At 63.9% G+C, this 25,130-nt stretch carries 25 protein-coding genes and 1 pseudogene; 8 read left to right on the top strand and 18 right to left on the bottom strand.

Annotated elements, in window-relative coordinates:
* The first annotated feature begins 1 nt into the window (after position 1).
* Entirely contained in the window at positions 2-1,783 is a 1,782-nt protein-coding gene (locus B4400_RS09555) for an ABC-F family ATP-binding cassette domain-containing protein (RefSeq protein ID WP_078309738.1), read from the top strand.
* Between the two features lie 170 nt (positions 1,784-1,953).
* Here B4400_RS09555 and B4400_RS24880 read toward each other — a convergent pair whose 3' ends face one another.
* Positions 1,954-2,079: a hypothetical protein gene (locus B4400_RS24880; protein WP_044104255.1), complete on the bottom strand. Its 126-nt coding sequence runs from the start codon at positions 2,077-2,079 to the stop codon at positions 1,954-1,956.
* A gap of 118 nt (positions 2,080-2,197) precedes the next feature.
* On the bottom strand, positions 2,198-2,719 hold the full coding sequence (locus tag B4400_RS09550; RefSeq protein ID WP_078309736.1) for a DoxX family protein: 522 nt from the start codon (positions 2,717-2,719) through the stop codon (positions 2,198-2,200).
* A gap of 39 nt (positions 2,720-2,758) precedes the next feature.
* On the opposite strand from B4400_RS09550, the gene B4400_RS09545 reads away from it, so the two are divergent.
* Genes B4400_RS09545 through B4400_RS09535 form a run of 3 tightly spaced genes read left to right on the top strand, consistent with a single transcriptional unit; the run spans position 2,759 to position 6,197 of the window.
* The gene (locus B4400_RS09545; RefSeq protein ID WP_078309734.1) at positions 2,759-4,303 is read left to right on the top strand and encodes an ArnT family glycosyltransferase; all 1,545 of its coding nucleotides are present in this window, start codon (positions 2,759-2,761) and stop codon (positions 4,301-4,303) included.
* 13 nt (positions 4,304-4,316) lie between these two features.
* Positions 4,317-5,678, top strand: a complete 1,362-nt coding sequence (locus tag B4400_RS09540; protein ID WP_078309946.1) for a WS/DGAT domain-containing protein — start codon at positions 4,317-4,319, stop codon at positions 5,676-5,678.
* A gap of 30 nt (positions 5,679-5,708) precedes the next feature.
* Positions 5,709-6,197 (top strand): VOC family protein, encoded by a 489-nt coding sequence (locus tag B4400_RS09535; RefSeq protein WP_078309731.1) that lies wholly within the window; start codon positions 5,709-5,711, stop codon positions 6,195-6,197.
* Here B4400_RS09535 and B4400_RS09530 read toward each other — a convergent pair.
* The 6 genes from B4400_RS09530 to B4400_RS09505 all read right to left on the bottom strand — a co-directional run bounded on the left by B4400_RS09530 (position 6,194) and on the right by B4400_RS09505 (position 12,208).
* Positions 6,194-7,486, bottom strand: a complete 1,293-nt coding sequence (locus B4400_RS09530; RefSeq protein ID WP_078309728.1) for a hypothetical protein — start codon at positions 7,484-7,486, stop codon at positions 6,194-6,196. The genes B4400_RS09535 and B4400_RS09530 overlap by 4 nt on opposite strands.
* Positions 7,487-7,513: 27 nt before the next feature.
* A complete protein-coding gene (locus B4400_RS09525) occupies positions 7,514-8,089 on the bottom strand; it encodes a DUF3558 family protein (RefSeq protein ID WP_078309726.1) in 576 nt (191 codons plus the stop codon).
* Between the two features lie 22 nt (positions 8,090-8,111).
* Positions 8,112-8,507 (bottom strand): hypothetical protein, encoded by a 396-nt coding sequence (locus B4400_RS09520; RefSeq protein WP_078309724.1) that lies wholly within the window; start codon positions 8,505-8,507, stop codon positions 8,112-8,114.
* 107 nt (positions 8,508-8,614) lie between these two features.
* Complete coding sequence (locus B4400_RS09515; RefSeq protein WP_502688390.1) at positions 8,615-9,484, bottom strand: hypothetical protein; 870 nt, start codon at positions 9,482-9,484, stop codon at positions 8,615-8,617.
* A 44-nt stretch (positions 9,485-9,528) separates the two neighbouring features.
* A complete protein-coding gene (locus B4400_RS09510) occupies positions 9,529-11,856 on the bottom strand; it encodes a TPR repeat domain-containing protein (protein ID WP_078309722.1) in 2,328 nt (775 codons plus the stop codon).
* 13 nt (positions 11,857-11,869) lie between these two features.
* Positions 11,870-12,208, bottom strand: a complete 339-nt coding sequence (locus B4400_RS09505; RefSeq protein WP_078309720.1) for a WXG100 family type VII secretion target — start codon at positions 12,206-12,208, stop codon at positions 11,870-11,872.
* Between the two features lie 210 nt (positions 12,209-12,418).
* Here B4400_RS09505 and B4400_RS09500 point away from each other — a divergent pair, with 210 nt between their 5' ends.
* Together B4400_RS09500 and B4400_RS09495 are read left to right on the top strand one after the other, a co-directional pair.
* Positions 12,419-14,629 (top strand): MMPL family transporter, encoded by a 2,211-nt coding sequence (locus B4400_RS09500; RefSeq protein ID WP_078309718.1) that lies wholly within the window; start codon positions 12,419-12,421, stop codon positions 14,627-14,629.
* Positions 14,622-15,263: a TetR/AcrR family transcriptional regulator gene (locus B4400_RS09495; protein ID WP_078309936.1), complete on the top strand. Its 642-nt coding sequence runs from the start codon at positions 14,622-14,624 to the stop codon at positions 15,261-15,263. Before B4400_RS09500 ends, B4400_RS09495 begins: the two co-directional genes overlap by 8 nt.
* On the opposite strand, the gene B4400_RS09490 is transcribed toward B4400_RS09495, so the two are convergent.
* Both B4400_RS09490 and tpx read right to left on the bottom strand, forming a co-directional pair.
* Positions 15,254-16,066: a nuclear transport factor 2 family protein gene (locus B4400_RS09490; protein ID WP_078309716.1), complete on the bottom strand. Its 813-nt coding sequence runs from the start codon at positions 16,064-16,066 to the stop codon at positions 15,254-15,256. The genes B4400_RS09495 and B4400_RS09490 overlap by 10 nt on opposite strands.
* A gap of 6 nt (positions 16,067-16,072) precedes the next feature.
* Positions 16,073-16,567 (bottom strand): thiol peroxidase, encoded by a 495-nt coding sequence (tpx, locus tag B4400_RS09485; protein WP_078297550.1) that lies wholly within the window; start codon positions 16,565-16,567, stop codon positions 16,073-16,075.
* A gap of 106 nt (positions 16,568-16,673) precedes the next feature.
* Here tpx and B4400_RS09480 point away from each other — a divergent pair.
* Positions 16,674-17,317, top strand: a pseudogene (locus B4400_RS09480) (class I SAM-dependent methyltransferase).
* Positions 17,318-17,328: 11 nt separating this feature from the next.
* Here the strand turns inward: B4400_RS09480 and B4400_RS09475 are convergent.
* Genes B4400_RS09475 through B4400_RS09465 form a run of 3 tightly spaced genes read right to left on the bottom strand, consistent with a single transcriptional unit; the run spans position 17,329 to position 19,524 of the window.
* On the bottom strand, positions 17,329-18,138 hold the full coding sequence (locus B4400_RS09475) for a class I SAM-dependent methyltransferase (RefSeq protein WP_078309713.1): 810 nt from the start codon (positions 18,136-18,138) through the stop codon (positions 17,329-17,331).
* A 13-nt stretch (positions 18,139-18,151) separates the two neighbouring features.
* Positions 18,152-18,673, bottom strand: a complete 522-nt coding sequence (locus B4400_RS09470; RefSeq protein WP_078309710.1) for a DUF1697 domain-containing protein — start codon at positions 18,671-18,673, stop codon at positions 18,152-18,154.
* A gap of 2 nt (positions 18,674-18,675) precedes the next feature.
* Positions 18,676-19,524, bottom strand: a complete 849-nt coding sequence (locus B4400_RS09465) for a class I SAM-dependent methyltransferase (protein ID WP_078309708.1) — start codon at positions 19,522-19,524, stop codon at positions 18,676-18,678.
* Positions 19,525-19,584: 60 nt separating this feature from the next.
* Between B4400_RS09465 and B4400_RS09460 the strand changes: the two genes are divergently transcribed.
* Positions 19,585-19,770: a DUF5302 domain-containing protein gene (locus B4400_RS09460; RefSeq protein WP_078289448.1), complete on the top strand. Its 186-nt coding sequence runs from the start codon at positions 19,585-19,587 to the stop codon at positions 19,768-19,770.
* Here the strand turns inward: B4400_RS09460 and B4400_RS09455 are convergent.
* The 5 genes from B4400_RS09455 to B4400_RS09435 form a co-directional block, all read right to left on the bottom strand.
* Positions 19,767-21,068, bottom strand: a complete 1,302-nt coding sequence (locus B4400_RS09455; RefSeq protein WP_078309705.1) for an acyltransferase family protein — start codon at positions 21,066-21,068, stop codon at positions 19,767-19,769. The two genes, B4400_RS09460 and B4400_RS09455, sit on opposite strands and share 4 nt — an antisense overlap.
* Positions 21,069-21,157: 89 nt before the next feature.
* Positions 21,158-21,547, bottom strand: a complete 390-nt coding sequence (locus B4400_RS09450) for a hypothetical protein (RefSeq protein ID WP_078309931.1) — start codon at positions 21,545-21,547, stop codon at positions 21,158-21,160.
* Positions 21,548-21,827: 280 nt separating this feature from the next.
* Entirely contained in the window at positions 21,828-23,036 is a 1,209-nt protein-coding gene (locus B4400_RS09445) for an MFS transporter (protein ID WP_078309703.1), read from the bottom strand.
* Positions 23,037-23,080: 44 nt separating this feature from the next.
* Positions 23,081-24,715 carry a monocarboxylic acid transporter gene (locus B4400_RS09440; RefSeq protein ID WP_078309701.1) on the bottom strand — a complete coding sequence of 545 codons (1,635 nt, stop codon included), beginning with the start codon at positions 24,713-24,715 and terminating at the stop codon, positions 23,081-23,083.
* Entirely contained in the window at positions 24,712-25,044 is a 333-nt protein-coding gene (locus B4400_RS09435) for a DUF485 domain-containing protein (RefSeq protein WP_139361335.1), read from the bottom strand. Before B4400_RS09435 ends, B4400_RS09440 begins: the two co-directional genes overlap by 4 nt.
* Positions 25,045-25,130: the final 86 nt, after the last annotated feature.

The raw sequence follows: 25,130 nt of genomic DNA, 5'->3' as shown, positions 1-25,130 counted from the left end.
TGTGGAGGCCATGACCTCCCCTGCCAAAGCCATCAACCTCGTCAACCTCGAGAGCGTCTCGAAGTCGTACGGCGTCAAGCCGTTGCTCTCGAATGTGAGCCTCGGGGTGCAAGCGGGAGATCGCATCGGGGTGGTGGGCCTCAACGGCGGAGGCAAGACCACGCTGCTGGAGGTGCTCGCGGGCGTCGAGCCGGCGGATCAGGGCAGAGTGAGCCGGACCGGGGACCTGCGCCAGGCCGTCGTCACCCAGCGCGAAGACCTTGTCGGCGCCACTGTGTTCGATGTGGTGATCGCGCCCCTGGGCGTCGCCGAACACGAATGGGCCGGGGATGCCCGGATCCGTTCGATTCTCGACGGGCTTGGGGTTGCGGCCCTTGGGCTCGACAGACGCGTAGACCAGCTGTCTGGTGGCCAGCGGCGCCGAGTGGGGCTCGCCGCCGCACTCGTTCGCGATCTTGACCTATTGATTCTTGACGAGCCGACGAACCACCTGGACGTCGAAGGCGTGCAGTGGCTCGCCGAGCACCTCCTGGCGCGGCGCACCGCGCTGGTGGTGGTGACACACGATCGGTGGTTCCTGGATACCGTCGCCACCCGCACCTGGGAGGTCGTCGACGGCGGCGTCGAATCGTACGAAGGCGGATATGCGGACTGGACGTTCGCGCGTGCCGAACGGGGCCGGCAGGCGGACGCCGCGGAGGCACGTCGCCGCAACCTCGCGCGCAAGGAGCTGGCCTGGTTGCGGCGCGGCCCACCCGCGCGCACCTCCAAACCCCGTTACCGGATCGAGGCGGCCGAAGCCTTGATCGCCGATGTCCCGCCACCGCGAGACTCGGTGGCGCTCAGCGCATTCGCGCGTCGACGTCTGGGGCGAATCGTCATCGAGCTTGAGGATGCGACGGTGACCACACCCATCGGTGAGGAGCTGGTGAGTGATCTGACCTGGCGCCTGGCCCCGGGCGAGCGCATCGGCCTGGTGGGGGTCAACGGATCCGGGAAGACGACCCTGTTGCGCGTGCTGGCAGGCGCCGTGCCCCTGGCGGCCGGGCATCGCAAGGAAGGCAAGACGGTCAGCATCGGCTGGCTGCGCCAGGAACTCGACGACTTGCCGGGGGACATCCGGGTGCTCGATGCGATCGAGGAGGTCGCTCTCCGGATTGTGCTGGGCGATAAGGAAATGTCGGCCTCCCAGGTAGCCGAGATGCTCGGGTTCAGCCCGGCGCGTCAACGCACACCGGTCGCCGACCTCTCCGGTGGTGAGCGTCGGCGCCTGCAGCTGACTCGTGTGCTGATGGCCGAGCCGAACGTGCTTCTTCTCGACGAGCCCACCAACGACCTGGACATCGAAACCCTGCAGCAGGTGGAGGATCTGCTGGACGGCTGGGCGGGCACCTTGGTTGTGGTCAGCCACGACCGGTATCTCATCGAGCGGGTCTGCGATTCGACGTGGGCGCTACTTGGTGACGGCAAGCTGACCAACCTGCCCGGAGGCATCGAGGAGTATCTGCGTCGGCACGCCCAACCGGCTGCCGCTCCGGCGAAACCCGTATCCGATCGCGGTCGCGATGGCGCGGCACTGCGGAACGCGCAGAAGGAGCTCGGACGACTCGAACGGTCCGTTGCCAAGCTGGGGGAGCGGGAGGCCGCGCTGCACGCGCGGCTTGCCGAGCACGCCACCGACCCGGACCGGGTGGTGACCTTGACCGCCGAGCTCAATGCCGTCGTCGCCGAGAAGGACGCGGCCGAGGTGCAGTGGATGGAGCTCGCCGAAGAGCTCGAATAGCTCGGGACGCAGTCCTTAACGACTGGCTCGTAAAAAAGCGAGGGCAGTCATCTGACTGCCCTCGCCTACAACTGGATGGATGAGTGAGAATCATCCGGGACTGGGCCCGGCATGCGATGCGCTACGCGCCTCGCCGATGCGTCCCCCCTTTGGGGTTCGCCTACCTGCCGTTATACGGCTAGCGGGAACCACTCATCGGTCTGCTCCGAGTTGTCGCCCTCAACCAGCATCTCGCCGCTGTAGATGGCTTCGAAGTCGATCTCGATGACCGTGGCACCGAATTCCTCGTTCGTCATGTACTGAACAGTAGGGGTCACTATTAAGAAATCATTGAGTCACGAATCGGAAAAGTCTGGCAATTTTCGCTAGACGCATCGGCCCAGGTCATAGACCATGACCGGCCTTGCTGAACTCTTAAGAAAATGGATTTGTGCCCTTGACGAGCACCCAGGCCGCAATCGCGCCCCCGATTCCCGCTATGACCAGCACCGATGAGACAGCTGCTGGCCACTCGTCGCGGCCAAATCGCCCGTCCACAGAAATGCGTCCCGGGCCAAGCAGCAGAACCGCCAGTGCGGCCGCGCCGAGAATAAGGGGGAACTGCAGAGCTGGACTAGATGGAAAGAGGTCGTTTCGCACCGAATAGGTCTGGACCGCGGCATAGAGCATCGAACCGAGCACCGCGCAGGCGCCGAAGGGAGTGAGGAGTCCGGCGACCAGCATGGCGCCGCCGATGCTGTAGATACCTGCGAGCACACGGGTCGGCAGATCGGGATGCACGTCGATCGGTAACGAGCCGAGTTGCACGAGCTGGCCGGAGGCGAACACGATGTTCAGCCCATTCCAGCACAGCGTCACTCCCACCGCGACACGCAGAATAAAAAGTCCAATATCGTTGCGGGTCAATGGATCGCTGTACTTACTGGCGCTCGGCACCGCGGAAGTCTATGGCATGGGGGCTATGGTGAATCCGCTATGGCGGCGGTCACTTCCCGGTACGACGACGGCAACGACATCCCCGGCATACCGCCCGTGCGGGTCGCGCGTGCCGACCTGACAGCGATTACGGCGCTGACGGCCCTCGTGTTCGGGTGGGCCAGCAGGGGATACGGGTACTTCTTCGACGAGGCCTATTTCGTTGTCGCCGGACGCGACCACCTGTCCTGGGGATATTTCGACCAACCCCCACTGGTGCCGTTCATCGCGGGCATGGCCGACGACATCGCGCCCGGGTCGTTGTGGGTGCTGCGCCTCGCCGCGACCGCGGCGGTGGCGATCGGGACGTTGATGTGCGGCTTGATCGCGGCGGAGCTCGGTGGGGGCCGCCTGACACAGTCTCTGTCGGCGATCGCCTACGCCACCGCGATGTTCCAGATCCTGGCCCATTGGCTGCAGACGCCGGCCATCGATCCGGCGCTCTGGTCGGTGGTGTGCTGGCTGCTGGTGCGCTGGACCCGCGGCCTCCGGGAACAGCTGCCTGACGATCGGCTGTTGCTGTGGGCGGGAATCGTCACCGCCATCAGCATGCAGACCAAATTCCTGATCCCGGCGCTGTGGATTGCGGTGCTGCTGGGTGCGGCGGTCCTCGGGCCGCGTGCGCTGCTGCGCCGCCGGCAATTGTGGATCGGGGCGGGTTTCACCGTCGTGGCCACCCTCCCGACCCTCATCTGGCAGGCCACCCACGGGTGGCCGTACCTGCGGATGGCTGGGATCGTGGCGGCGGAGTCCGAACGCGGGGCGGCCCTGTTGGGGGGCATGCTCGTCGGCGCCGCGGTCATCGGACCGGTGCTGCTGCTGGCCGGGGTTGTGGCGCTACTGGCAGCGCCGTCGTTGCGGCCCTACCGATACCTGGGCGTGGCCGCCCTCCTGGTGGGAGCGTTCATGTTCGCCTCTCACGGACGTGCCTATTACGCCATGGGGCTGTACGCCCTGCTGATCGCCGCGGGTGCGGTGGGACTTTCCCGGTGGCGCCCTTCCCGGCCTGCGGTGCGGGGCGTGGTCTACGGGTTCATGGGGCTGGTGACGGCCGCATCCGTGATCATGGCGATCGTCAGGCTGCCCATTGTGTCCGAAACTACTGCCGCACGCTGGTTTTCCTGGGCGGGCGAGATGGGGCCCACCATGCTTGCCGGCGGCGATCACTCCACGGAGGGCCTGCGCCAGGTGGCCCGCGACACCTACGATTCGATGCCGCAGGACGTACGCGACCGTACGGCTCTGGTGCTGCAGATCTATCCCATGGCCGCCGCCTATGACGTCGAAGCCGGACGTGAGGGAGTGTCCCGTGCCTACAGCTTCCACCGCGGGTACTACTACTTTGGGACGCCGCCGGAATCCATGACGGACATGATGTACATCGGCGTCGACGATCCGGATCCCGCACTTGCTCAAGGTTTCCAGGGGGTGCAGCGGATCGAGCTGTTGCATGCTCCCGACGAGGACGAGGCACACGTCTATCGCTACTACGGCAGAATTGTGCCGTGGCAACAGCTGTGGGACACCTGGCGCACCTACAAGTAGGCGTCGCATGACGATGTTCAATGCTCTTCGCGCCAGCGGCTCATCCGTCGAACAGATGGCACCCCGCGACGCCCAGATGTACTGGATGTCGACCAGGATCCCGAACGATCAGTTCCTGTTGTTCTGCTTCGACTCTCCGACGATGGATGTCGCCGCCGTGCGGGACACGATCGCCGAACGTGCGACCCACATCGCGGACCTGCGCGTGCGGGCCGCCGACGTCGCCGGGCACCTCGACTACCCGTACTGGGCGCCGCGCGACGAATCTCAGGTGCCGTTGACCGTGCACGCGCTGCCGGAGTCCAGTTGGCCGCAGTGCCGATCGGCGATCGCCGCGCTGCTCACGAGTACCGTCGACATCCGCGAAAGCCCTTGGCATTTACATCTTTTTCCTGAGGTGCATGGCGCCCCGCAGACATCGGGCCAGGCTCTCGTCGCGGTACTGCAGGTATCGCATGCGTTGGCCGATGGTCAGCGGGCTACCGCTGCCGCACGGGCGTTGTTCGGCGATGACGTGGCGGTGGGCGGCGCGCTGCCGGACGTGCCCGGGTATGCCGCGCTGCGCGGGCTGACCGGTTTTCCGATGAAGCTGGGCCGGCTGCTGAGTGCGAGCCGCGCTGGGTATCTGGCCTACCGTCAGCAGCAAGAGCTCGTCGCGGCGGGCGAGCTGGAGCCCGAACCACAAGGTTTTCCGCTGATCTCGCTCAATGCCCGGCCCGATGAGCACCGGGAGATCCGAATGATCGTGCGGCCGCGCGAGGAACTTCGCACTGACGATGTCAGTGTGACCGTCGCCGTCATGACGGCGATCGCCACGGCGCTGCCGCAGTATCTGCGCGATCATGGTCAGTGGGTTCCGGACAGGCTGGGCGCGGAGGTGACCGTCGCCGATTCTGGGGAATCTTTAGCACGCAACAACTTCCGCAACGTCGGAGTCGACCTCTGCTGGCGCGAGCCGGAGGTACGCACCCGTGCCCGGAGGATTGCGGACGGCATCGACAGCAGACGCCGTCGTGCCGCGCACCCGGTGCTGGTCGCGCAACGTGCCGGTGGTGCGGCATTGCCCGCGCCGATGATGTGGGTGGGTGTCAATGCCTTCAACACCGATCTCATGCCGCCCACGGTCGCGGGCAACACCGTGGTGTCGAGCGTCGTTCGTGGCGCGGCCGATCTGACTCTCGCCGGTGGACGGGTGGTGTTCACCGCTGGGTTCCCGGCGCTCTCGCCGGTGATGGGCCTGACTCATGGGGTGCACGGGATTGGCGACACCGTGACGGTAAGCGTGCACACCAGTGCGGCGGTGATGCCCGATATCGATCACTATGAGGGCCTGCTGGCCGCCGCATTGACCGAGGTATCTCGCCAATTGCGATGAGTTTTCTCATCACCGCGGGTCGATACCAATATGCCGACGATTACTCCATGCCTTTGGTTCGACACCCGCGCCGAAGAGGCCGCCAACTTCTATGTGTCCGTGTTTCCGAACTCCCGGATTCTCGAGGTTACTCACTACGGACCGAACACCCCCATGCCGGAGGGCACGGTGCTCACCGTTGAGTTCGAGCTCGATGGGCAGCGGTACACCGCGCTCAACGGTGGACCCCAGTTCACATTCGATGAGGCGATCTCGTTTCAGATCGACTGCAGGTCGCAGGAGGAGGTCGACCGCTACTGGGAGGCGCTCACGGCGGACGGGGGAGAAGAGTCCCAATGTGGTTGGCTCAAGGACAAATTCGGAGTCTCCTGGCAGGTGGTCTCGCGCGAGCTGATCGACCTGATTTTCCACTCCGATCCCGTGACCGGTAACGCAGCGATGCAGGCCATGATGACCATGCGCAAGCTCGATGTTGCCGTCGCCAAGGAGGCCGTAGCCGCAGCGCAGTCCGGGTCTTAGTCGTCGTCTCCGAAGTCGACGTTCCAGCCCATGGACTTGTAGCGGCGTTTCTCCGACTCGCGGCGCTGCTTCTCGGCACGTTCGTGCTCGGACCAGTCGCCGATGACGCCGGGGGACGCCTTGGGCAGATCGCCGAACAGCTCGTTGCCGTTGTCCCAGTTGATGAGGAACTCGGGGGTCTGGTGTTCGTCGTCGTCTTCGCCCTTGCCGCCGCGGCCGTGGGCGCCGCCCATGGGGGCCATGCCCATGCCGCCCATACCCATTGCGCCACCTCGGACTCCGGCACCGCCGATGCCGGCGGCGTTGGTTCCGGCGCCGCCCGGTACGGGAACGCCCGCGCCACCGCGCAATGCTCCTGGGCCGCCGAGGGTTCCGGTACCCGAGCCTGAGCCAGAGCCCGAGGGAGAGCCGAACCCTGCTGCGGTCGTGTTGCCGGGTGCCAGGCCGGAGCCGTCCTTGCCTAGGCCGCCCGCGAGGCCACTGAGAGCATTGCCCAGGCCGCTACCGGAACCGCCGGAGCCGCTTTGGGGGCTGCCGCCGCCCGCACCACTGCCGCCGCCCGAACCCGCGCCCTGGCCTTGTCCGCTCTGGTTACCCGCGCCGTCGCTGAAGGCAGGTTTGGTGTTTTTGTCAGCGAGGCCGTTGGCGAGATTGTTTGAAGAGCTGGGGCCTTGGTCACCGCCGCCGTTCTGGCCACCGCCACCACCACCTCCGCCGCCGGTTCCGGATTCGGTTCCGTTGCTGGGCTGCTGAAGAGTGATGTTCCCGGGGTTGTTGCCCTTAGGAGGCTGCACATCGGCGACATTGTCGCCCTCGCGAACCACAGGTTCGCTGAACAGGCCGATCATCTGAAGGCGTGCGAAAAACTGCTCTTGGTTTTTCCGCTGCTTGATCTCGGCATCGGAGTATCCGGACTTCTTCATGTCCGCGGCAGCGGCATCAGACATCGGCGGCTCGATCTTCGACTTCGCTGTGCTCATCGCATCGCCCAGCGGCGGCATTCTGTCTGCCACATGCCGAATGCTGAGGATGCCCGTCTCTGATGCGCGGAAGTACTCGGACATGTTGGTCTGCAAGGATTTTGCCGCCTGACCGCGCCAATCCTCGACCAGCATGCCCTGCACCTTGCCGCCGAGTGTGTGCATGATGTCGCCCAGTTGTTCGGCGATACTGTTGATCGATTCCTTGGCGGCCTGCGGGCTACCAGTCTGGAAGGCTTGGGCGGCGTTGTAGATGGACTGGTGGTCGTGGCCTTCCCAGTGCTCTTTCTGGATCTGCTTTTTCCCCATGTCTTCTCCTCCTGAAAACTATTGACTCTAAGGTATTTTCGGCTCGATCTGCTTCATGATCTGCAGAGCCAACGGGCATTGGTCGTAACGTTGCTCGGTCAAGTCGGTCTTCAAGTCCACTTGGACGGACGCGACACCCTGCTGAGAAGGGATGGCAATCGAACAACTTATGGCGCTCGTAGTGTGAACCAGCCAACCCGACCGCGAACCAATCTGTACTCGTTCTTGCCGATCGAATCGCTTTTGCGGTTGCCCAAGCTGGTCCAAGTTGGCATCGACCGCGTAGATCTTGATCCCCCACTTTGGGCCAACCCACATACAACCGCGAACGTTCTGACCAAAAGCGATAGTGTGAGCATCCTGCTTGGTGGCAGGATCGACTTCCCAGCTGGTTAGCTCGTCACTCGTCACGGCTGCACAGCCATCGAAAGTGGTCCCCTTGACCGGATCACCGCTTGTCTGCGTGGTTGTGGCACCGGAGGAGGAGCTGGCGGAGGACACTGAAGACGAAGGCGATCCGGAGGTCGGTGACCCCTGGATGCCGTCATGCGTACATCCCGCGATAAGTGCAGTCGAAGCGGCAACCACTGCGATCCATCTCATGCGTTTGAGTCTTCCTGACTCGTCAGCTCGTGGTGGGCGGCGGGTAGACGCCCAGGCCGTCGCTGTCGATGGTGTCGCCTCTGAGCTGCTCGAATGATTCGGCGTTTCGATGCTCCGTGTTGTCGTACTCGTTTTGAGCGACCTTGGCCCACTCTGCCCAGGTTTTCACTGTTTTGATATGCGCTTCAATGACCGAGACGACCGATTCGGAGGGGCCGGTTACCAACTCTGTTAGAGCATCGTTCCATGACGTGCCCTCCGCACAACCACCCATACCTACATCCGCGTTGAACGATGCGGCAGTCAGTCGAAGACTCTCCAGCTTGTCCACGGCGCCGCTGAACTCCTGTGACACCTTCGTCGCGGCTCCGGGTGCTAGATGCAGCTCGTTCATATCGAGCCCTGATTCTCCGGGCATGGACGCTCCCCTCGCTGGTCAAGCAGACATGTTTGTCCTACATATAGCTCTGACGTTAGAACACCGCGTTGGTTCCATGTTTTTCGGATGAGGAAGGACTCGGGTCGTCAGGTTCCTGTCGCAGGCCAGCCTGGATCGGCGGGCAGAGTCGGGAAGTCGCTGCGCGGGTGTTCGCCACTGACGTAGAAGAGCCGCTTGTCATAGGGGTCGGGAGCATTGGTAGTGCAAGTTTGTTTGTCGCGCTCGAACACCTCTTTTGGCCACGGATTAGCGGGTTCTGCAGGGGTGCTGTAGCCATTCGTACGAAACGCAGTAGCGATTTTCCAGCTCCCGAACACGTCGGTCCTGGGGCTGGGTGCGGCCCCTATCTGCGGTGTAGGGGCGGGACCGGGGCTAATGCTGTCCGGTGGGGTGAAGGTGATCCGGTAAACGAAGCTGCCGATGTCGTCGCTTGCGAGTTGTTCGGGGAGGAGCCGCTGCTGACGGTAGTAGCGGTAGCGCCCGTTTTCTTGCAGTGTGCCGACGCCGTAGTCCCAGGAACACACCAGAGCGATGTAGGCGCCGACGCCATCTCGGGTGAGGGACAGAATGTGTTGACGCCAGGTTCCCGCAATAGAGGTGGTGACTTCGAAGCCGTCGGTGGTCAGATTGTGGTCGCCCCGGACCAGTGGTCGCACCGAATGGGTCCAACTGCTGTAATTCCTCGGAGGTACGGCATTCTCGAATCCGGGGTAATAGAAGGCAGGATCGGCCATTAGGCCGCCGAGTATGAAGGATTCGCGGTAGGCACGCACGATGACGGCCGGACCAGTGGCCAAATCGATGCCGGGTTCGGCACTCCAGCGCATCCGTAGGTCTTGGGTCAGGCCGGTGAACGGCACCGGTGGTGGTATTGCCGTGCTGGTAGGTGCTGCGCTCGTTGGTGTGGTGGTAGGGCCGGTGCTGCTTGGGGGTGTGCATCCACTGACGACGAGCATCAAGGCGAGAACCCCAACCGGTACTTTGTGCATCGGGGCTCGGGTCATTTGGTGGCCTTAACTGCGTTGTTGTAGGTGCGTTCCAAATATCCTGCGTTGTTTTCTTGTCCCGGCACTAGGCGGATGACCCTGGTCATGTCCGTCTGATAGTCGGCGATCGAGTACACGTTGCCTTTGATTGCGACCATCTCTTCGTATGTCCTCAAGCGCGGGTGGGTGGGGCCGGCGCTTTGGTCGTTGGCAAGAATATCCGGGACGGTGATCTGGTTCGGCTGAAGGACGCCGTTGGCAAGTAGTGAGTTGGCGAGGAGTTGCTGGCTTTGGGCGATGGACATATTCGGTGCTGTGGTGTCGAACGTTTGACCCGCTGTAGGCGCTGGGCCAATGATGCCGGACTTCAGGGCCTCGGCTGTGATGTCGACACCTGCGCCGAGTGCCGGTCCACCGGCGGTACCGGCTCCGAAGGCCAGCACTTTTTGCGCTTCGCCGTAAGCCAATTGCTTTATTTCGTAAAGGTTTTGGGCTCTGTCGAAATCGGATTTGGTGGCCGCATTCTGCTGGGCATCGTTGGCTGCAATGAGCCCGGCATCGGCTAGTCCGCGGAACCGGCCCGCATCCGTGAGATCGCCGGTGGAATCCGCATTGTTGTGTTGAACTTGCTCGGCGTAGTGATCCATTGACCGGATCGAATTGGCATACAGCGCGCCGTCCAATGTTTTGGCCGCGTCGGAGTCGGTACTGAGCACCGTTACCAGCGCCTTAGCCTTGGGCATCATTGCGTTATCGATATCGTTCTGGCTGTCGAGCGGACCGTTGAAACCTGGGGTGGTCCCGAATACGTCGGGATCGCCCCCGCCAATGGCGGCGGTGTAGGGGGCCAGGCCGCGAGCCATGCCCTGAGCTAGTCCGGGGCTGATTTCGCCCAGCGTGTGGGTGCGACCGTCGATGCTGTTGGACAATTTGTTCAGTTCGCTACCAGGTCCCGCGACATAGCTGGCATAAGCGCGGGCAGTCTCACCTGATATTCGTGCATCTTCTAGGCTCACCCCCGGCCCCGGGTGCGCCGAATCGCCGGTCCAGCTCACCAGGCTGCCCGCGGCGAGGCCCAAGTCTGGGAATTGGTGGTGGGTCAGATCTTTGAGGAACTGGTCGTTTCGGTGACTATCGGTTGCGGTGACGATGTCGTGTACGGCGATGTGATCGCGGCCGGTCGCCGCAAATATGTTCTGTAGTTCCTGATCTACAGGAGCCAGAGCAGTGTGGCCGCTTTCATTCTCGTAGTGCAGGATGTCGGCGCCGCGCTGCAGCAGTTTGTGATCCAGTTCGGTGCCCCGCTGAAAGCCTTGATCGCCGTCGATAAGCACCTCGGAGAGGCGGTTGAGGTTCCCCACTGAAGGGTCCACGTTGTAGGTTCCGGGCGGGTAGTTCGGGGTGTAGGGCGGCCGGGATTCGTTCAATGCGTTCTGTACCGAGGTGGGCAGCTTGTCATACCCGCCCGTCGTGAGCTCGGTGGTGGAACCCTCTGCGCCGGGGCGTAATTCGGTCTTCGCGTAGCCGTACTGATTCGAACCCATCATCTGCAGCGCGTTACCGATAATGCTCTTGTTGTTGCCCAAGCGTCGCTCGGCCCGGTGAATGTCTTCTACTGACATCCCATTCATCTGCGCCTGTAGCTGCCCCAATACCTGCTGCTGCGAACGCGTCAACTGCACCGGCCGGCCCGCGTCGCGATCCGAGATCTGCTCCGGGCTCAGGATCGATGCCGCCTGGACGCGCGCCTTCTGCTCTTCCGTGGCAGTACCGGCGAGAACGTCGTGGACGTCGCGTTCGGCTTGTTCGGGGCTCCCCTCGGCGATTTGTTTCTCGGCCATGGTGTGACCGCCGGTGCCCTCGTCGAGCACGCGAGCCAATGAGTCGTCCAACATTTCGCCGCGCGCAACGAGGCCCGTCACCCGCTGATGGAGATCCTTCAGTTTGTCGATGACCTTCTGTAATTGGTCTTTGTTCAAACCAGTGATATCCGGCGGCGTCACCGTGTTCGTCTTGGGATAGATGTCCACCTTCGGGGGCGCCGCAGCGTATGCCAAGAAGGAGGCGATGTCGTCGGCCAGAGCTTGCGACTCGCCATAGGCCTTATTGGCATGCATCGCCACATACATCGCCTCGAACCCGGCGGTCTCAAATCGTGCGGCCGAGCGTTTCATCGCGTCCCTGGCGGCGTCGCCGGCATCACCTTTCCAGGTCGACATGTCGATGATGGCCTGCACCTTGTCCGCAGCCTGCTGGCTGGCGTCACCCCGTTTAGACGCGGCATCGGCGAGTGCCTTGATCTGCGGTGGCCAGTGCTGCAACTCGTCGAGTGTCATCCCCATATTTGTTCCCCCCTTAGACCGCGCTGCCGGGCCCGGCTTGCTCGATACCCGCACGATTGAGCGCGTCCCGGTTCACGAATTTAACCGCGGACGCCTTGTGGTTCTCGCCGTGACTAGTGAGCTCTGCGTGATGGTCTGCGGTTTCCTTCTCCCACTCGGAAATCCGGTTGCCCAACGCGTTGGCGGCGCGCCCCGATCCGAAACCGGCCTGCGCGTCGGTCAATGCGCGATGGGCGGCGTCGTGCGCGTCCTTCAGGTCGGAAGCGTGCGTGTGGAGTTGGTCCCCATGAATCTGCAATTCGGCCGGGTCCACATGCAAGTGCCCACCCGATGAACCCGAAACGCTTGCCATGCCTGACTCTCCTCGTCCATACGGCATGCATACCGCTATATAAAGATCCGACGGGGTAGGGACCCGTTTGGTTCCATGTTTTTTTCGACGGATTCACAGCCCAGCCACGGGGGCAACGCACACCGCTCGGAGGTCCGCCGCCCAGTCCTTGACCCGCCTAACTTATCGCTGATAACTTAACGCCGTTATCCTCCGGAGGAAGGCGTTGCGATGCTGGAACGTTTAGCTCGATCGGTTATCGCGGCACCCCGCGTCGTACTCGGCGCGGCGCTGCTCATCGCCATAGCAGCCGCCATCTTCGGGGTCCCGGTGACCAAGCATCTGGCCGCAGGCGGACAGCAGGACCCCAACTCCGAGTCCGCGTATGTGACACGAGTTCTCGCCGACAAGTTCGACATCAGCGACCAATCCCTGGTCTTCATGCTCGCCAGCGATCAGGGCGTCAAGAGCCCGCAGATGCGTGCCGTCGCAGCCGATCTGGAGCGCCAGCTCAAAGACTCCGGCGAGGTGCTCAACCTGACCTCGGCGTGGACGGCTCCACCGCAGGTCGCCGATGATCTCTTCGGCACCGACGGCAAGTCGGGGTTGATCGTCGCCGGACTGACCGGCGGTGAGAACGACGCTCAGAAGCACGCGGCCACTCTCATCAAATCGCTCGCCGTCGACCGGGATGGCGTCTCGGTCAAGGCCGGGGGCGTGGCCACGCTCTACAACCAGATCGTCACGCAGTCCGAGAAGGACCTGCTGGTCATGGAATCGATCGCGATTCCGATCAGCTTCGTGGTGCTGGTCTGGATCTTCGGCGGTCTCTACGCTGCCTTGCTGCCCCTCGTGGTTGGGGTGTTCTCGATCGTGGGGGCGATGTCGATCCTGCGCGGTCTGACGTACGTCACCGACGTATCGGTGTTCGCGCTGAACCTCGCTGTCGCCATGGGCTTGGCGCTTGCCATCGACTACTCGCTGCTGATCATCAGTCGCTACCGCGAAGAGGTGAACGCCGGTAAACCGCGCGACGAGGCGCTGGTGCTGACCATGACCACCGCGGGCCGCACCGTGCTGTTCTCGGCGCTGACGGTCGCCCTGGCGCTGGTGGCACTGATCCTGTTCCCGATGTACTTCCTCAAGTCCTTCGGGTACGCGGGTGTCGCTGTCGTGTTCGTCGGCGCCATTGCGGCTCTTGTCATCGTGCCGGCGGTGGTGACTCTGCTCGGTGACCGGATCGATGCTCTGGACGTACGCCGTCTCATTCGCAAGATCCTGGGCAGGCCGGAACCCGCGGCCAAGGAGGTCACCGAGACCTTCTGGTATCGAAACACCAAACGGGTTATGGCCCGGGCGATTCCGATCTCCATCGTGATCGTCACGGCATTGGTGGTTCTTGGCATGCCGTTCCTCAACGGAACGTTCGGATTCCCGGACGACCGGGTGTTGCCGGCATCGGCCTCGGCGCATCAGGTCGGCAACGAGATGCGCCGAAACTTCAACAACAACAGCTCCACCAATCTGTCCGTCATCACCGAGGGCATCGGTGCGGTGCCGCCACGGGCCATCGACGAGTACGCCACGGACCTCTCGAAGATCGAGGATGTCAAGGAAGTTGCCGCCCCCACCGGTGCGTTCATCCGGGGCATGAAGGTCGGTCCGCCCTCGGGGGCAACCGGGATCAAGGAGGGGACAGCGCTTTTCACGGTCCAGACCGGTGCCAAGCCCTACACCGACGCCGCCGAGCGTCAGCTTGACGCCATCCACGCCCTCCCCGGTCCGGGCGATACCACCGCCAAGATCGGCGGGGGAGCCCAACTGGATCGCGACGCCGTCGACGGCATCGTGCACAAGCTGCCCTTGGTACTGGCCATCATCGCGATCGTCACCTTCGCGCTGCTGTTCCTGTTGACCGGCTCGGTGGTATTGCCGCTGAAAGCGCTCGTCCTCAACGTGCTGTCGCTGACGGCGACCTTTGGCGCGCTGATCTGGATATTCCAAGAGGGGCACCTGGGTGGATTCGGGACCGAGGTCACCGGCACAATCGTCGCCACCATGCCGATGCTGTTGTTCTGTATAGCGTTTGGGCTGTCGATGGACTACGAGGTGTTCCTCATCTCGCGGATCCGTGAGTACTGGATGGCATCCGGACGCACCCGCGCGGACAACGACGAGGCCGTGGCACTCGGGGTGGCCCGCACCGGACGGGTGGTCACCGCGGCAGCGATGATCATGACCATCGCCTTTGCGGCACTGATGGCCGCGCAGGTGTCCTTCATGCGCATGTTCGGCACCGGACTGACCATCGCGATCGTGGTCGACGCCACCATCATCCGGATGCTGCTGGTGCCCTCGTTCATGCGAATGCTCGGGCGCTTCAACTGGTGGGCTCCCAAGCCGCTGGTCAAACTCCATGACCGAATCGGATTCAGTGACTAAGCGTCAGCGTTCCTCGCGCGGGGAAGGAGACCAACTGCGCGACGAAATCATCGACGCCGCAATCGAACTTGTCCTGGACGCCAAGGAGCTGCGTGCGCCGTCCATTCGTGAGGTGGCGCGCAAGATTGGTGTGACCCCGCCGTCGATCTATCTGCATTTCGCGGATAAGGACGAGCTGATGGACGCGGTGTGTGGGCAGTACTACCAACAGCTGGACGATGAGATGGTGGCCGCGGCCGTTGATCAGCCGACCACGCTGGAGCGTCTACACGCGCAAGGTATGGCCTACGTGCGCTTCGCCGTCGCGACCCCGCTGATGTACCGGCTGGCCACCTCGGCGCCGCCCCGCGATGACAGCGAAGTGGATGAAACGCTGGTCAGTGCGGCATTCGCGCACTTGCACAAGGGGGTTCAAGAGCTCGTGGAAGAAGGTTTCTACCCCGACGGCGACACCGTCGCAATGGGCCTGCAGCTGTGGTCGGCGGCGCATGGGGTGGCCTCGATGCTGGTCACCAAACCGTACCTGCCGTGGGGTGATGCGGAACTGTTCGCCGACAACGCGTTACGTGCGGCCTGCTTGGGACAGGCAGTCAGTGATATCGACCTGACCGGGGTGCTGCCGCGTCAGAAGTAGAGCTGCACCGAGGCCAGCGTGCCCGGTGCCGCCGAGTTGTCGGAGAACTCGAAGAGCCCCACCCCGCGCCGACTGCCCAGATGCACGGTGGCTGACACCGACGAGCCTGCGGCCAACAGCTTGTCGACGGTCAAAGAACTTGCTGCCGAGGCGAACTCGGCCAGCGATGCCTCGGTCACGCCGTCGAGCGAGAGGACGGCCTCCGGGGCGAGCAGCCGGGTGACCGTCGGGATGTCCCGGGCCGCCAGCGCGGCCGCCAGCTCCTGGACGCGCTGTTTGCCGGTCTGATGCACACCCTTGAGTCCGCGCATGAATCCCAGCACACCGTTGAGTCCCTGGTTCTTCAGCAGTTGCGGGCCCAGCTTGGCGCTCGCGAGCAGTCCGTCGCCGCCGGAACCCAAGAGTTGGCTGATCATGGCGCGCAGCTCCCAGTACGCGAACAACCGGTCGATCTTGAGTGATGAGGCCGGCCCGTCCTCCACGACGTCATAGCGCAGATGCATCGGGATGTGCATGGTGACGCCGGTCGACATGGTCGTATGAATCGTCAGATCACGGAGTACCGACATCCCGGCGACCACATCGTTCTCGACGTCGAACACGATCGTGTTGGGCGCGATGAAGGTGTCGTAGAACTTGCTGATCGCGGCCTCGCCGATATGTGGCCGCGAGCCCACCGGGTCATTGACCTGGCCGTAGGTGGCGAACAGGCCGACCCAGGCGTCCTTGTCGTGTGCACCGACAGCCGCTGGCGACGCCTGAACGGTCGCCAGCAGCTCGTCGGCAAAGGGTGCGCTGGTCACTGGGCTTTAGGACAGTGCCCCGAGCACCGCGTCGTAGTCGGGTTCCTGAGCGATCTCGGGCACCAGCTCGGTGTAGGCGACGTTGCCGTCGGCACCGATGACGACGATCGCGCGGCCCAGCAGTCCGGTCATCGGGCCGTCGGTGATGACGACGCCGAAGTCCTCGCCGAACGAGCTCCGGAAGGCCGACGCGGTGCCCACGTTCTCGATGCCCTCAGCGCCACAGAAGCGCTTCTGGGCAAACGGCAGGTCCTTCGACACACACAGCACCGGCGCGCCCGCCTCGGCGGCGCGCTGGTTGAAGGTCCGCACGCTGGCCTGGCAGACGGGGGTGTCGATCGAGGGAAAGATGTTGAGGATCACCGGCTTATCCCGGTACTGGTCGCTGGTGACGGGGCCGAGATCGGCGCCTACCAGCTCAAATGCCGGGGCAGGAGAGCCGACAGCGGGAAGCTCGCCGACCGTGTTGATGGGGTTTCCGCGCAACGTGATCTGTGCCATGGCCCCAGTGTTCCAGAGTTCGGTTATCGCTGGGGTGGTGGGGTGGGAGCTAGTTTGAGTGGCGGATGGGGGCTGGATCAGCGCCAGCGGGGCTAGGTTGGATGACATGGCGACGCCCGTCAGCTTCGACAACAGATTCTTCTCGGCAGTGTGGTCTGCCATCGCGCGCCGCGAGCCGCCCGAGATCAAGGAGTTGCGCGCCGAGAACCTGCGCGGCCTGACGGGCATGTCCTGGAGGTAGGTGCGGGAACCGGCTCGAACTTCCCGCTGTATCCGAAGACGGTGACGTCGGTGACGGCGCTCGAACCCGAATCCAGGCTGCGTCCGCAAGCCGAGGAGGCCGCCGCGGCGGCGTCGATCCCGGTGACCGTGACCGCCGGCGTGTTCGAAGATCTGGCCGTCACGGGTGAGGACCGCTTCGATGCGGTGGTGTGCTCGCTGGTGTTGTGCTCGGTCAGCGACCCCGATCGTGCCGCCGCGCAGGCATTCGAGGTACTCAAGCCCGGTGGCGAGGTGCGTTTCTTCGAGCACGTCGCCCACGAGGGCGCACTCGGATTGGCGCAGCGCGCGGTCGACGTGACGTTCTGGCCCCGATTGTTCGGGAACTGCCATACCCACCGGGACACGCTGGCAGCGATCCAACGGGCGGGATTTGAGATCGAGGGGCAGCGCGACGACTGGCTGAAGATCTTCGGTATTCCGATGCCGTCCTCGTCGATCGTGATCGGACGTGCGGTCAAACCCGTCTAGAGCGCTGCAGATCAACCGAATTCAACGACCGTCATCGCCGGCCTGATCCGGTCGGAGAACGGCAGGTCATAGAACAGCGGCGTGGCCAGCTTCAGGAAGTTTCCGCGTCCAGCGGGCATCCGCACCTCACGCACCGTGCGCACACCCTGAAGGGCCCGCAGCTGCCCGTACTGGTGTGCGGTGAAGGAGAACGGCATCGGCGGCACCGTGTAGTGCTCGCTCAGCTTCCAGCCGCGCCGCTGCGAGTACACGCTCATCAACCAGGGGATGGTGTCGAAGACCATCCACCCGCCGGGGAAGCGTTTGGCGCAGGCGGCGATGAGGTCGAACACCACATCGCGTTCCAGGTACATCAACAGCCCCTCTGCGGTGATGAGGACGCCGTTGGAGTCGTCGACCTGGTCCATCCAGGAGTGCTCGAGTGCGGACTGCGCGATGTATCGGAGCCGATCGGCGGGCGGAAGCAACTGCTGGCGCAACCGCACGATGGGTTCCAGGTCGACGGACAGCCAGTTCAGCTCGCCGTTGTCGATACGCCAGAAGCTGGTCTGCAGTCCCTCGGCCAGCGCCACCACGGTGGCCCGCGGATGATCGGCGAGATATTCGTTGGAGACGTTGTCGAATGTCAACGCCCGCAGGGCAATTCCCTGATGCGTGCGGCCGAAGTGGTGGTAGTCGTAATCCAGGCTGTCGCGCAGGACGATGGCCATCGGATCCTCGAGCACACCGTCGGGCCGGTTCGCTTCGGTCGCTCGTTGATTCAAAGTGATGAGCGCGGTTTCGGACACCCCGTCGAGGTGGCGGGCATCAATGGCAGCCATGCACGCCACAGTACTAGCGAACGAGCTTGTGCAACGTTCTCAGATTGCGGGTGGTCGTCGTCGACTTGTATCGCTTCTTGCCGGTCGTCTTGCCGATGGGGCTGCTCAGAGTCTGCGACCTGGGCACCTGCCAATACAGCACGCCGTCGCCGGCGGCGATGCGTTCGCTCTCGTCGAGTTCGCCACCGAGGGCAGCCAGCTCGGTGAGCACCGCGGGGTCGCTGCAGAACATCACGTACGAGTGCACGCCCTCGATCTCAGGCTCCCAGGGGAAGGCCGCGATGATGCGGCCGATCGTGTCCAGGTTGTACACCAGCACCCAGGCTTCATATCCGAACCGATCGCCGAGTACCTGCTGTAGCCGTTCCTTGACCGCTGAGGCGGATTCGGTGGAATCCAACAGCACGTTTCCGCTGGCGAGAATTGTTGTCACACCGGTAAATCCGTCGGCCTCGAGAGCATCGCGGACATCGGCCATCTTCATCGTGATGCCACCGACGTTGACTCCGCGCAGCAGGGCGGCATATCTGGTCACGGCTATCCAAACTGCAGGAGCGTCATGGAGGGGCGAGTTCGGCGCAGAAACCCGCGATCAAGGCGCTTGGAGTTGACGAACTTCCAGATTCCGCGCCCCGGATGCAGCGGTATGTCGATGGCGGCCGTCACCCCCGGAACGGAGGTGAGCGCCTCGCCCTCATCGGGTGTCAGCGCGAACGGCATGGGTGGTGCCACGTAGCGGTCCGACAACGTGAACCCCTGCAGGGTCCGCCTGCTGAACCAATGCGGGATGTTGTCGAACATCATCTGTCCGCCGGGAAAACGCTTGGCGCAGGCCTCGATTAGCCCGAGTGATTCGTCCGGCTGCAGGTACATGAGTAGACCCTCGGCCGTGATGAACACGCCACCTGAGGCGTCGACCCGATCCATCCAGCTCAGCTCCAGGGCCGACTGGGCCAGCTCGACAATCCGTTCATTCTTGGGCAGCAGCTTGTTGCGTAACTCCATCACCGGTGGCAGATCAACGGAGTACCAAGTGAATTGGGTTGTGGATTCCGCGCCGCCTAACCGCCAGAAGCTGGTTTGCATGCCTTCGGCGAGTGCGACCACCGCTGACCGGGGATGCGTCGCCAGATACACACGTGCCTGCGTGTCGAAGGCACGGGCCCGCAGGGCGTGGCTCTGCGACGGGCGGCCGAACTTGCGGTAGTCGTACTCGATGGCGTCGAAGAGTTCTGCGGCCAGCGGATCCTGAATCACCCCATCCGCGCGCTTGGCCTCGGTGCCGCGGTTGTGCAGTGTCCACAAGGTGGTGGCCGAGACACCCTCCAGGCTGTCTCCGCTGATCCGCGATGAGTCACTGGGGCGAAGAGCGTCAGACTCGGTCATGAAGCTGATGCTAGTGAAATGGTGCGACGATCGGTCTGTCCCTTGGTTAGGCTGATGGGCATGACCGATTCGAAGGCGAGCGGCGATTCGGCCGCGGACGATGCCAAGCGCAGGTTCCGCGAGGCCCTTGACCGTAAGAACAACAAGGCCAACGCCGCAGCCGACAACAAGGACACCGCCAGCAAGCCGACCCATGCACATGGCCGGGCCGGCTCGCATCGCGAATTCCGCCGTAAGAGCGGTTAAGCCTCTCGCCTCTGGTTGGCCAGTGCCCGGGCGATAATCAGTCCGGCCAGGGCAATCACCCAGCACGTAAGGCCAAAGCCCTTGAGTCCCCAGACGACTGAGGCCAGGGTGAACCCGCCGGCCGTCATCAGCGCTATGCCGACGGTGGCGCTGCGCAGACCGGGGTATGCGACATAGCCACCGTCCCAGCTGGGCAGTGGGTTGTTCTCCAGCGGTCGCAGGGCCAGGAAGAGTCCGGTCACCAGGACCGCCATCGTCGCGACTTGAAGTACCGACAGCGCGGCGAAATCCGGTGCTGCGGTGTTGTATCGAGGGAACCCGAGGAAATCGAACACCAGGTGCATGCCCAGCAGCGCGGGCATGTGCCAGAGGTACAGCGTCATCGCGCCCGAGTTGCCGATGGCCACGGCCCACCAGACCCGAGGGCGCTGAGCCCATCGATTGATGGCGGGCATTGCCGCGATGGCGAGTGCGGACAGGATGATGGCGTGCCCGGCCAGCACCAGCGAGGGCGGAATCATGTTCGGCACCTTCTGCCCGGCCACGCCGACCAGACTGATCGTGTACGGCCCGAAGGTCACCAACGCGATGTTGACCGCGAATACGGCTGCGGCCAGTAGCAACGCCGCCTTCTGGGTGATCAGCTGCCGGCGGTACCCCACGCCCAAAACCGCCGGCAGCAGCCACACCACGAAGTTCACGTATCCGATGCCCTTGGGCGCGTCCAGGCCCAGCCGCAGCACGTCGATGGCCGCGATGCCCAGGTAGATCGCCGCCAGCGCAGTGAACATGGCGTGTGTCGTCGTAATCCGGGCCAGCAGCGGAACCGCCGCCAGGACCAGTACATAGGCGCCCAGGAACCAGAGAAGCTGGGTGCTCACCCCGGCGACCGGCTCGTACACGTGCAGCGGCAGGATCTGCCGAAGTATCAGCAGCGCCACCGCCCAGAAGCCCAGATAGTAGAACACCGGGCGGTACAGCCGGGTGCAGCGATGCATGAGCCAGGACCCCCAGCTGGTGCCGGGCTTCCAGGAGCCCACGCTGGCGGCGACACCGGCGAAGAAGAACAGCGGCATGATCTGGAAAACCCAGGTCAGTGCCTGGAAAACGGGGCGGCCGTTGAGCAGGTTGCCCCATAGCAGCACACCATTGTCGATGGCGCTCACCGCCATGATGGTGTGCCCGAGGACCACGCCGACCAGCGACACGATCCGGATCACGTCAAGTGCGCGGTCGCGCGTTGTCGGAGTGGCAGCGCCCACCTCGGCGGCTGTGGGCAAGCCCAGAGTCATCGTCATGCACCTAGCGTCGCCCAGTGCCGATCACCGACACAGCGCGTCGCTACGCGACCTCGCTAGGTAGTTTCCCCTGGACCTGGCGAGTAGGACTAGCCGCCGAGCGCGGCGATGAGGTCCTTGATCTTGGCGGCCTCGTCCTCGGTGACGGCTTCCTCGGATTCGACTGCCGTCAGGAAACCGACCTTCAGGCCGGCGCCATTGGCGGTTTCCTGCGCGGTGAGCCGAGCCCGTCGGCGCGCGGTGTAGAGGCGTTGTCCCAATGTCGCGCTGGGGCTGTTGGCCGCGTCCTTCATCAGATCGTCGTACCGATGGCGCACTCCGCTCAGCGCGACGACGACCGAGGGCGTGACGCGGCTGCGGCCGGCCGCCTTCGAGATCGCGCCTTCGAGCTTTCGCAACCCACTGAGGACGACGCCAACGCGTTCGCCGTACTCGGGATCGGTGGGTTCGGGCAGGGTGTCGATGGCGGAGGCGTACATGTGCACCGCCGCATCGACGAGGCTGACAATGACTGGGGCTTCGCCGTCATCCGGCACGACTTCAGGCACGACCCATCGACTCCTTCTGAAAAGACCGGTAACGACCCCGGAGTAGGCAGGGGCCGCCGACAACTTAGCGCCGATCCACGGCCCGGACAACCCTTATCGGATGAACGGTTTCTGGCCCGAGCGTCTCAGTGGGGTGTGTGAACTGTGCTGTGCTACCTATATTTTCGGCACCACAGCTGTGGTCATGGGGTGTAGCGGCAACAGATCTTGATTAGCCGGTGGTCGCCGGTGCCGTCGTTTCCGCCCGGCGTGGGCGTTCTTGCCAAATGACCGCGATCAGGCAGAGTGCCGCCAGGGCGGCCACCGCGAGCGCGAACGTGATCCCCGCGGTGCGTAGTCCCCATGCGTGCGCGGCCAGGCCCTCGCCGATGACCGGCAGGGCGATTCCGATGTAGGCGACGACGAAGTAGCTGGAGGTCACCTCCGCGCGGTTGTCCTCCGGAGTGCGGTCGGCGATGGAGGCCAGTCCGCGGCTGAAGCTGATGCCCTGCCCGATGCCCACCACCACGGCGCTGGCCAGGTACCAGGGCAATGACGAGGTGTGCAGGGCCACCACCACGAGCAGCATCCCGGTCAGCAGGATTGCGCAGCCAAGGATCAGCGCCTTGGCCGCCGGCACCTGCCGGACGAGAATCTGTGCCACACAAGAGGATCCGAATGTGAGGAAGACACTTGCCCCGGCCACCGCGTGGTTGTCGATGCCGAGCACCCCGGACAGGAATCCGGGGGCCACAGCCGTGAAGGAGCCGAGAGCCGCGAATCCGGCGAACCCCGCTGTCGCCGCGGCAGCGAATGTCGCACGAACCTGGGGAGGTAGCGAAAGACGTTGCACACCAAGTGTTCCATGCCTGGGCGCGGTCTCCGGTGCCGCGAGTAGAGCCACTACGGCGATGGACACGAGTCCGATATGGACGATGAACGCGAGGTGGGTGGGCCAGGGTGCGTACTGAACGAGGATGCCGGCCACCAGGGGGCCGAGTCCGAGGCCGCCGGTGTTGGCGATGGTGGCGACGGCGGCCGCTCGTACCCGCCATTGTTCGGGTGCCGCCTCGATGACGGCGACGGTAGCCGCGCCGGTGAAAAACCCCGCGGACAGCCCCGAGACGATGCGGGCGATCAGCAGCAGCGGAACCGAATCGACGAACAGGAAGATGACTGAGCTCAGGATGGCGAATCCGGCGCCGGTCAGCAACAGGGGCCGACGTCCCAGAACGTCGGACCAGCTGCCGAACAGCAGCAGCGCGAACAGCACGCCGGCCGCGTAGGTCGCATACACGACCGTCGTCGTGAGCACGGAAAAGTGCATCTGCTGCGAGTACAGGGCGTACATCGGGGTCGGCATGGTGGTGCCGATCATGACCGCCGAGAAGCTGAAGGCCAGCAGGATGAACGCGGCCGAACGCCGCAGACGGGCAATCACAACCCAATGTAAGTCATGGGCGGGCCCGTCTCATTCCGCCCGGATCAATGGGCGATCGCCTTTTCCGCGCCGATGCCCGTCAGGGAGCGCACCTCCATCTCCGCGTTCAGCCCGGGGTCGCCCTTGTCGTTGGAGGTCAGCGTCCCGGCGATGCCGAGCAGGAAGGCCAGTGGAATCGACACGATGCCGGGATTGGCGAGCGGGAACCAGGCGAAGTCCGCGCCGGGGATCATCGCCGTCTTCGCGCCGGAGACGGCGGGGGAGAAGACGATGAGCACGATGGTGGAGATCAATCCGCCGTACATGCTCCACAGCGCGCCGCGGGTGTTGAACCGTGCCCAGTACAGCGAGAAAAGGATGGTCGGCAGATTGGCCGCTGCCGCGACCGCGAAGGCCAGCGCCACCAGGAACGCGACATTCTGCCCGTTGGCCAAGATGCCGAGCCCGATCGCGATGACGCCCAGTACCACTGCGGTGATCCGCGACACCCGGACCTGTTCGGCTTCAGAGACGTTGTGGTTCTTAATGACTGAGGCGTAGATGTCGTGTGCGAAGGATGCCGATGCGGTGATCGTTAATCCGGCCACCACGGCGAGAATGGTCGCGAAGGCCACCGCCGAGATGACCGCGAGCAGGATCACCCCACCCAGCTCGAAGGCCAACAGCGGTGCGGCCGAGTTCTGGCCACCGGCCGCTGCCAGGATGCGATCGGGTCCGACGAGTGCGGCGGCGCCGTAGCCCAGCGCCAGCGTGAACAGGTAGAAGGCGCCGATCAGTCCGATCGCCCACACCACCGATCGGCGAGCCTCCTTGGCGGTGGGCACGGTGTAGAAGCGCATCAGGACGTGGGGGAGTCCGGCGGTGCCCAGTACCAGCGCGAGTCCGAGCGACAGGAAGTTGATCTTTGATGTCAGGGAGCCGCCGTACTGCGCGCCCGGGGCTAGAACATCGCGGGACGCAACACCTTTGGTGTGGCTGTCGGAGACGGCGTGCTGCGCGGCGCCGAGGATGTCGGAGAAGTTGAAACCGAACTTGGCGAATACCGCGACCGTCATGAGTGCGGCGCCGCTGATCAGTAGGACCGCCTTGATGATCTGCACCCAGGTGGTGCCCTTCATGCCGCCCACCAGGACGTAGACGATCATGAGCACGCCAACCACGCCGATGACAATCGACTGGCCCAGTCTGCTGTGGATATTGAGCAGGAGCGCCACCAGGCCGCCGGCACCCGCCATCTGCGCCAGGAGGTAGAACAGCGACACCGTCAAGGTGGACGTCGCCGCTGCCAGTCGCACCGGGCGCTGCCTGAGCCGGAAACTCAGCACGTCGGCCATGGTGAATTTTCCTGTGTTGCGGAGCAATTCGGCGACCAGGAGCAGAGCCACCAGCCAGGCCACCAGGAATCCAATGGAGTACAGAAAGCCGTCATAGCCGTATACCGCGATGGCCCCGGCGATTCCGAGAAAGCTTGCGGCGGAAAGGTAGTCCCCGGCGATGGCGATGCCGTTCTGCGGGCCGGAGAACGCGCGCCCGCCGGTGAAGAATCCCTCTGCGGTCTTGTTACTGCCGCTGGCGCGGATAACGAGGTAGAGGGTGACGGCGACGAAGACGGTGAAGATCGCGATGTTGGTGGCCGGATTGCCGACGGTTTCGGCCGCCAGTATCGATGGGGTGCTCATGCCTGTTCCACCTCGGCACGGATGGCCGCGGCCTTCGGATCCAGCTCGCGGTTGGCGAATCTGACGTAGAGGCCGGTGATGACGAACGTGGTGACGAACTGGCCAAGGCCCAGTACGAGTCCGACGTTGATGTTGCCGAGGAGCTTGATCGCCATGAAGTCGTGCGCGAAAGCTCCCAGCACGACATAGAGGCCATACCACACGAGGAAAAACGCTGTCATGGGAAAAACGAAGCGGCGCAATGTTTTCCGGAGTTCCTGAAATTCCGCGCTGCCCTGGATTTCCAGGGCTCGTTCGGCGGACAGCTCGGCAGGATCGATGGCGGTCAACGCTGGCTCCTTATGGGTACCTGTCAGGGTGCTGGGAGAGCCTAATGAGAGCCGAGTCACGGCCGTGGGGTTTCTCGCGCTGGTTT

The sequence above is a fragment of the Mycobacterium sp. D16Q13 genome (assembly GCF_002013375.1).
Taxonomy (GTDB): domain Bacteria; phylum Actinomycetota; class Actinomycetes; order Mycobacteriales; family Mycobacteriaceae; genus Mycobacterium.
Note: the sequence above shows the minus strand (reverse complement) of the source record. Positions and strands in the feature narration are given on the sequence as shown.

What these genes read in the sequence shown, in the direction of transcription:
- B4400_RS09535 (WP_078309731.1), top strand. Translation starts at nt 5,709, where the DNA reads ATGCCGACGATTACTCCATGCCTTTGGTTCGACACCCGCGCCGAAGAG.
- B4400_RS09540 (WP_078309946.1), top strand. Translation starts at nt 4,317, where the DNA reads ATGTTCAATGCTCTTCGCGCCAGCGGCTCATCCGTCGAACAGATGGCA.
- B4400_RS09455 (WP_078309705.1), bottom strand. Translation starts at nt 21,068, where the DNA reads ATGACGATGACTCTGGGCTTGCCCACAGCCGCCGAGGTGGGCGCTGCC.
- B4400_RS09505 (WP_078309720.1), bottom strand. Translation starts at nt 12,208, where the DNA reads ATGGCAAGCGTTTCGGGTTCATCGGGTGGGCACTTGCATGTGGACCCG.
- B4400_RS09525 (WP_078309726.1), bottom strand. Translation starts at nt 8,089, where the DNA reads ATGAGATGGATCGCAGTGGTTGCCGCTTCGACTGCACTTATCGCGGGA.
- B4400_RS09465 (WP_078309708.1), bottom strand. Translation starts at nt 19,524, where the DNA reads ATGACCGAGTCTGACGCTCTTCGCCCCAGTGACTCATCGCGGATCAGC.
- B4400_RS09460 (WP_078289448.1), top strand. Translation starts at nt 19,585, where the DNA reads ATGACCGATTCGAAGGCGAGCGGCGATTCGGCCGCGGACGATGCCAAG.
- tpx (WP_078297550.1), bottom strand. Translation starts at nt 16,567, where the DNA reads ATGGCACAGATCACGTTGCGCGGAAACCCCATCAACACGGTCGGCGAG.
- B4400_RS24880 (WP_044104255.1), bottom strand. Translation starts at nt 2,079, where the DNA reads ATGACGAACGAGGAATTCGGTGCCACGGTCATCGAGATCGACTTCGAA.
- B4400_RS09520 (WP_078309724.1), bottom strand. Translation starts at nt 8,507, where the DNA reads ATGCCCGGAGAATCAGGGCTCGATATGAACGAGCTGCATCTAGCACCC.
- B4400_RS09515 (WP_502688390.1), bottom strand. Translation starts at nt 9,484, where the DNA reads ATGCTCGTCGTCAGTGGATGCACACCCCCAAGCAGCACCGGCCCTACC.
- B4400_RS09530 (WP_078309728.1), bottom strand. Translation starts at nt 7,486, where the DNA reads ATGGGGAAAAAGCAGATCCAGAAAGAGCACTGGGAAGGCCACGACCAC.
- B4400_RS09510 (WP_078309722.1), bottom strand. Translation starts at nt 11,856, where the DNA reads ATGGGGATGACACTCGACGAGTTGCAGCACTGGCCACCGCAGATCAAG.
- B4400_RS09500 (WP_078309718.1), top strand. Translation starts at nt 12,419, where the DNA reads ATGCTGGAACGTTTAGCTCGATCGGTTATCGCGGCACCCCGCGTCGTA.
- B4400_RS09450 (WP_078309931.1), bottom strand. Translation starts at nt 21,547, where the DNA reads ATGTACGCCTCCGCCATCGACACCCTGCCCGAACCCACCGATCCCGAG.
- B4400_RS09545 (WP_078309734.1), top strand. Translation starts at nt 2,759, where the DNA reads ATGGCGGCGGTCACTTCCCGGTACGACGACGGCAACGACATCCCCGGC.
- B4400_RS09440 (WP_078309701.1), bottom strand. Translation starts at nt 24,715, where the DNA reads ATGAGCACCCCATCGATACTGGCGGCCGAAACCGTCGGCAATCCGGCC.
- B4400_RS09475 (WP_078309713.1), bottom strand. Translation starts at nt 18,138, where the DNA reads ATGGCTGCCATTGATGCCCGCCACCTCGACGGGGTGTCCGAAACCGCG.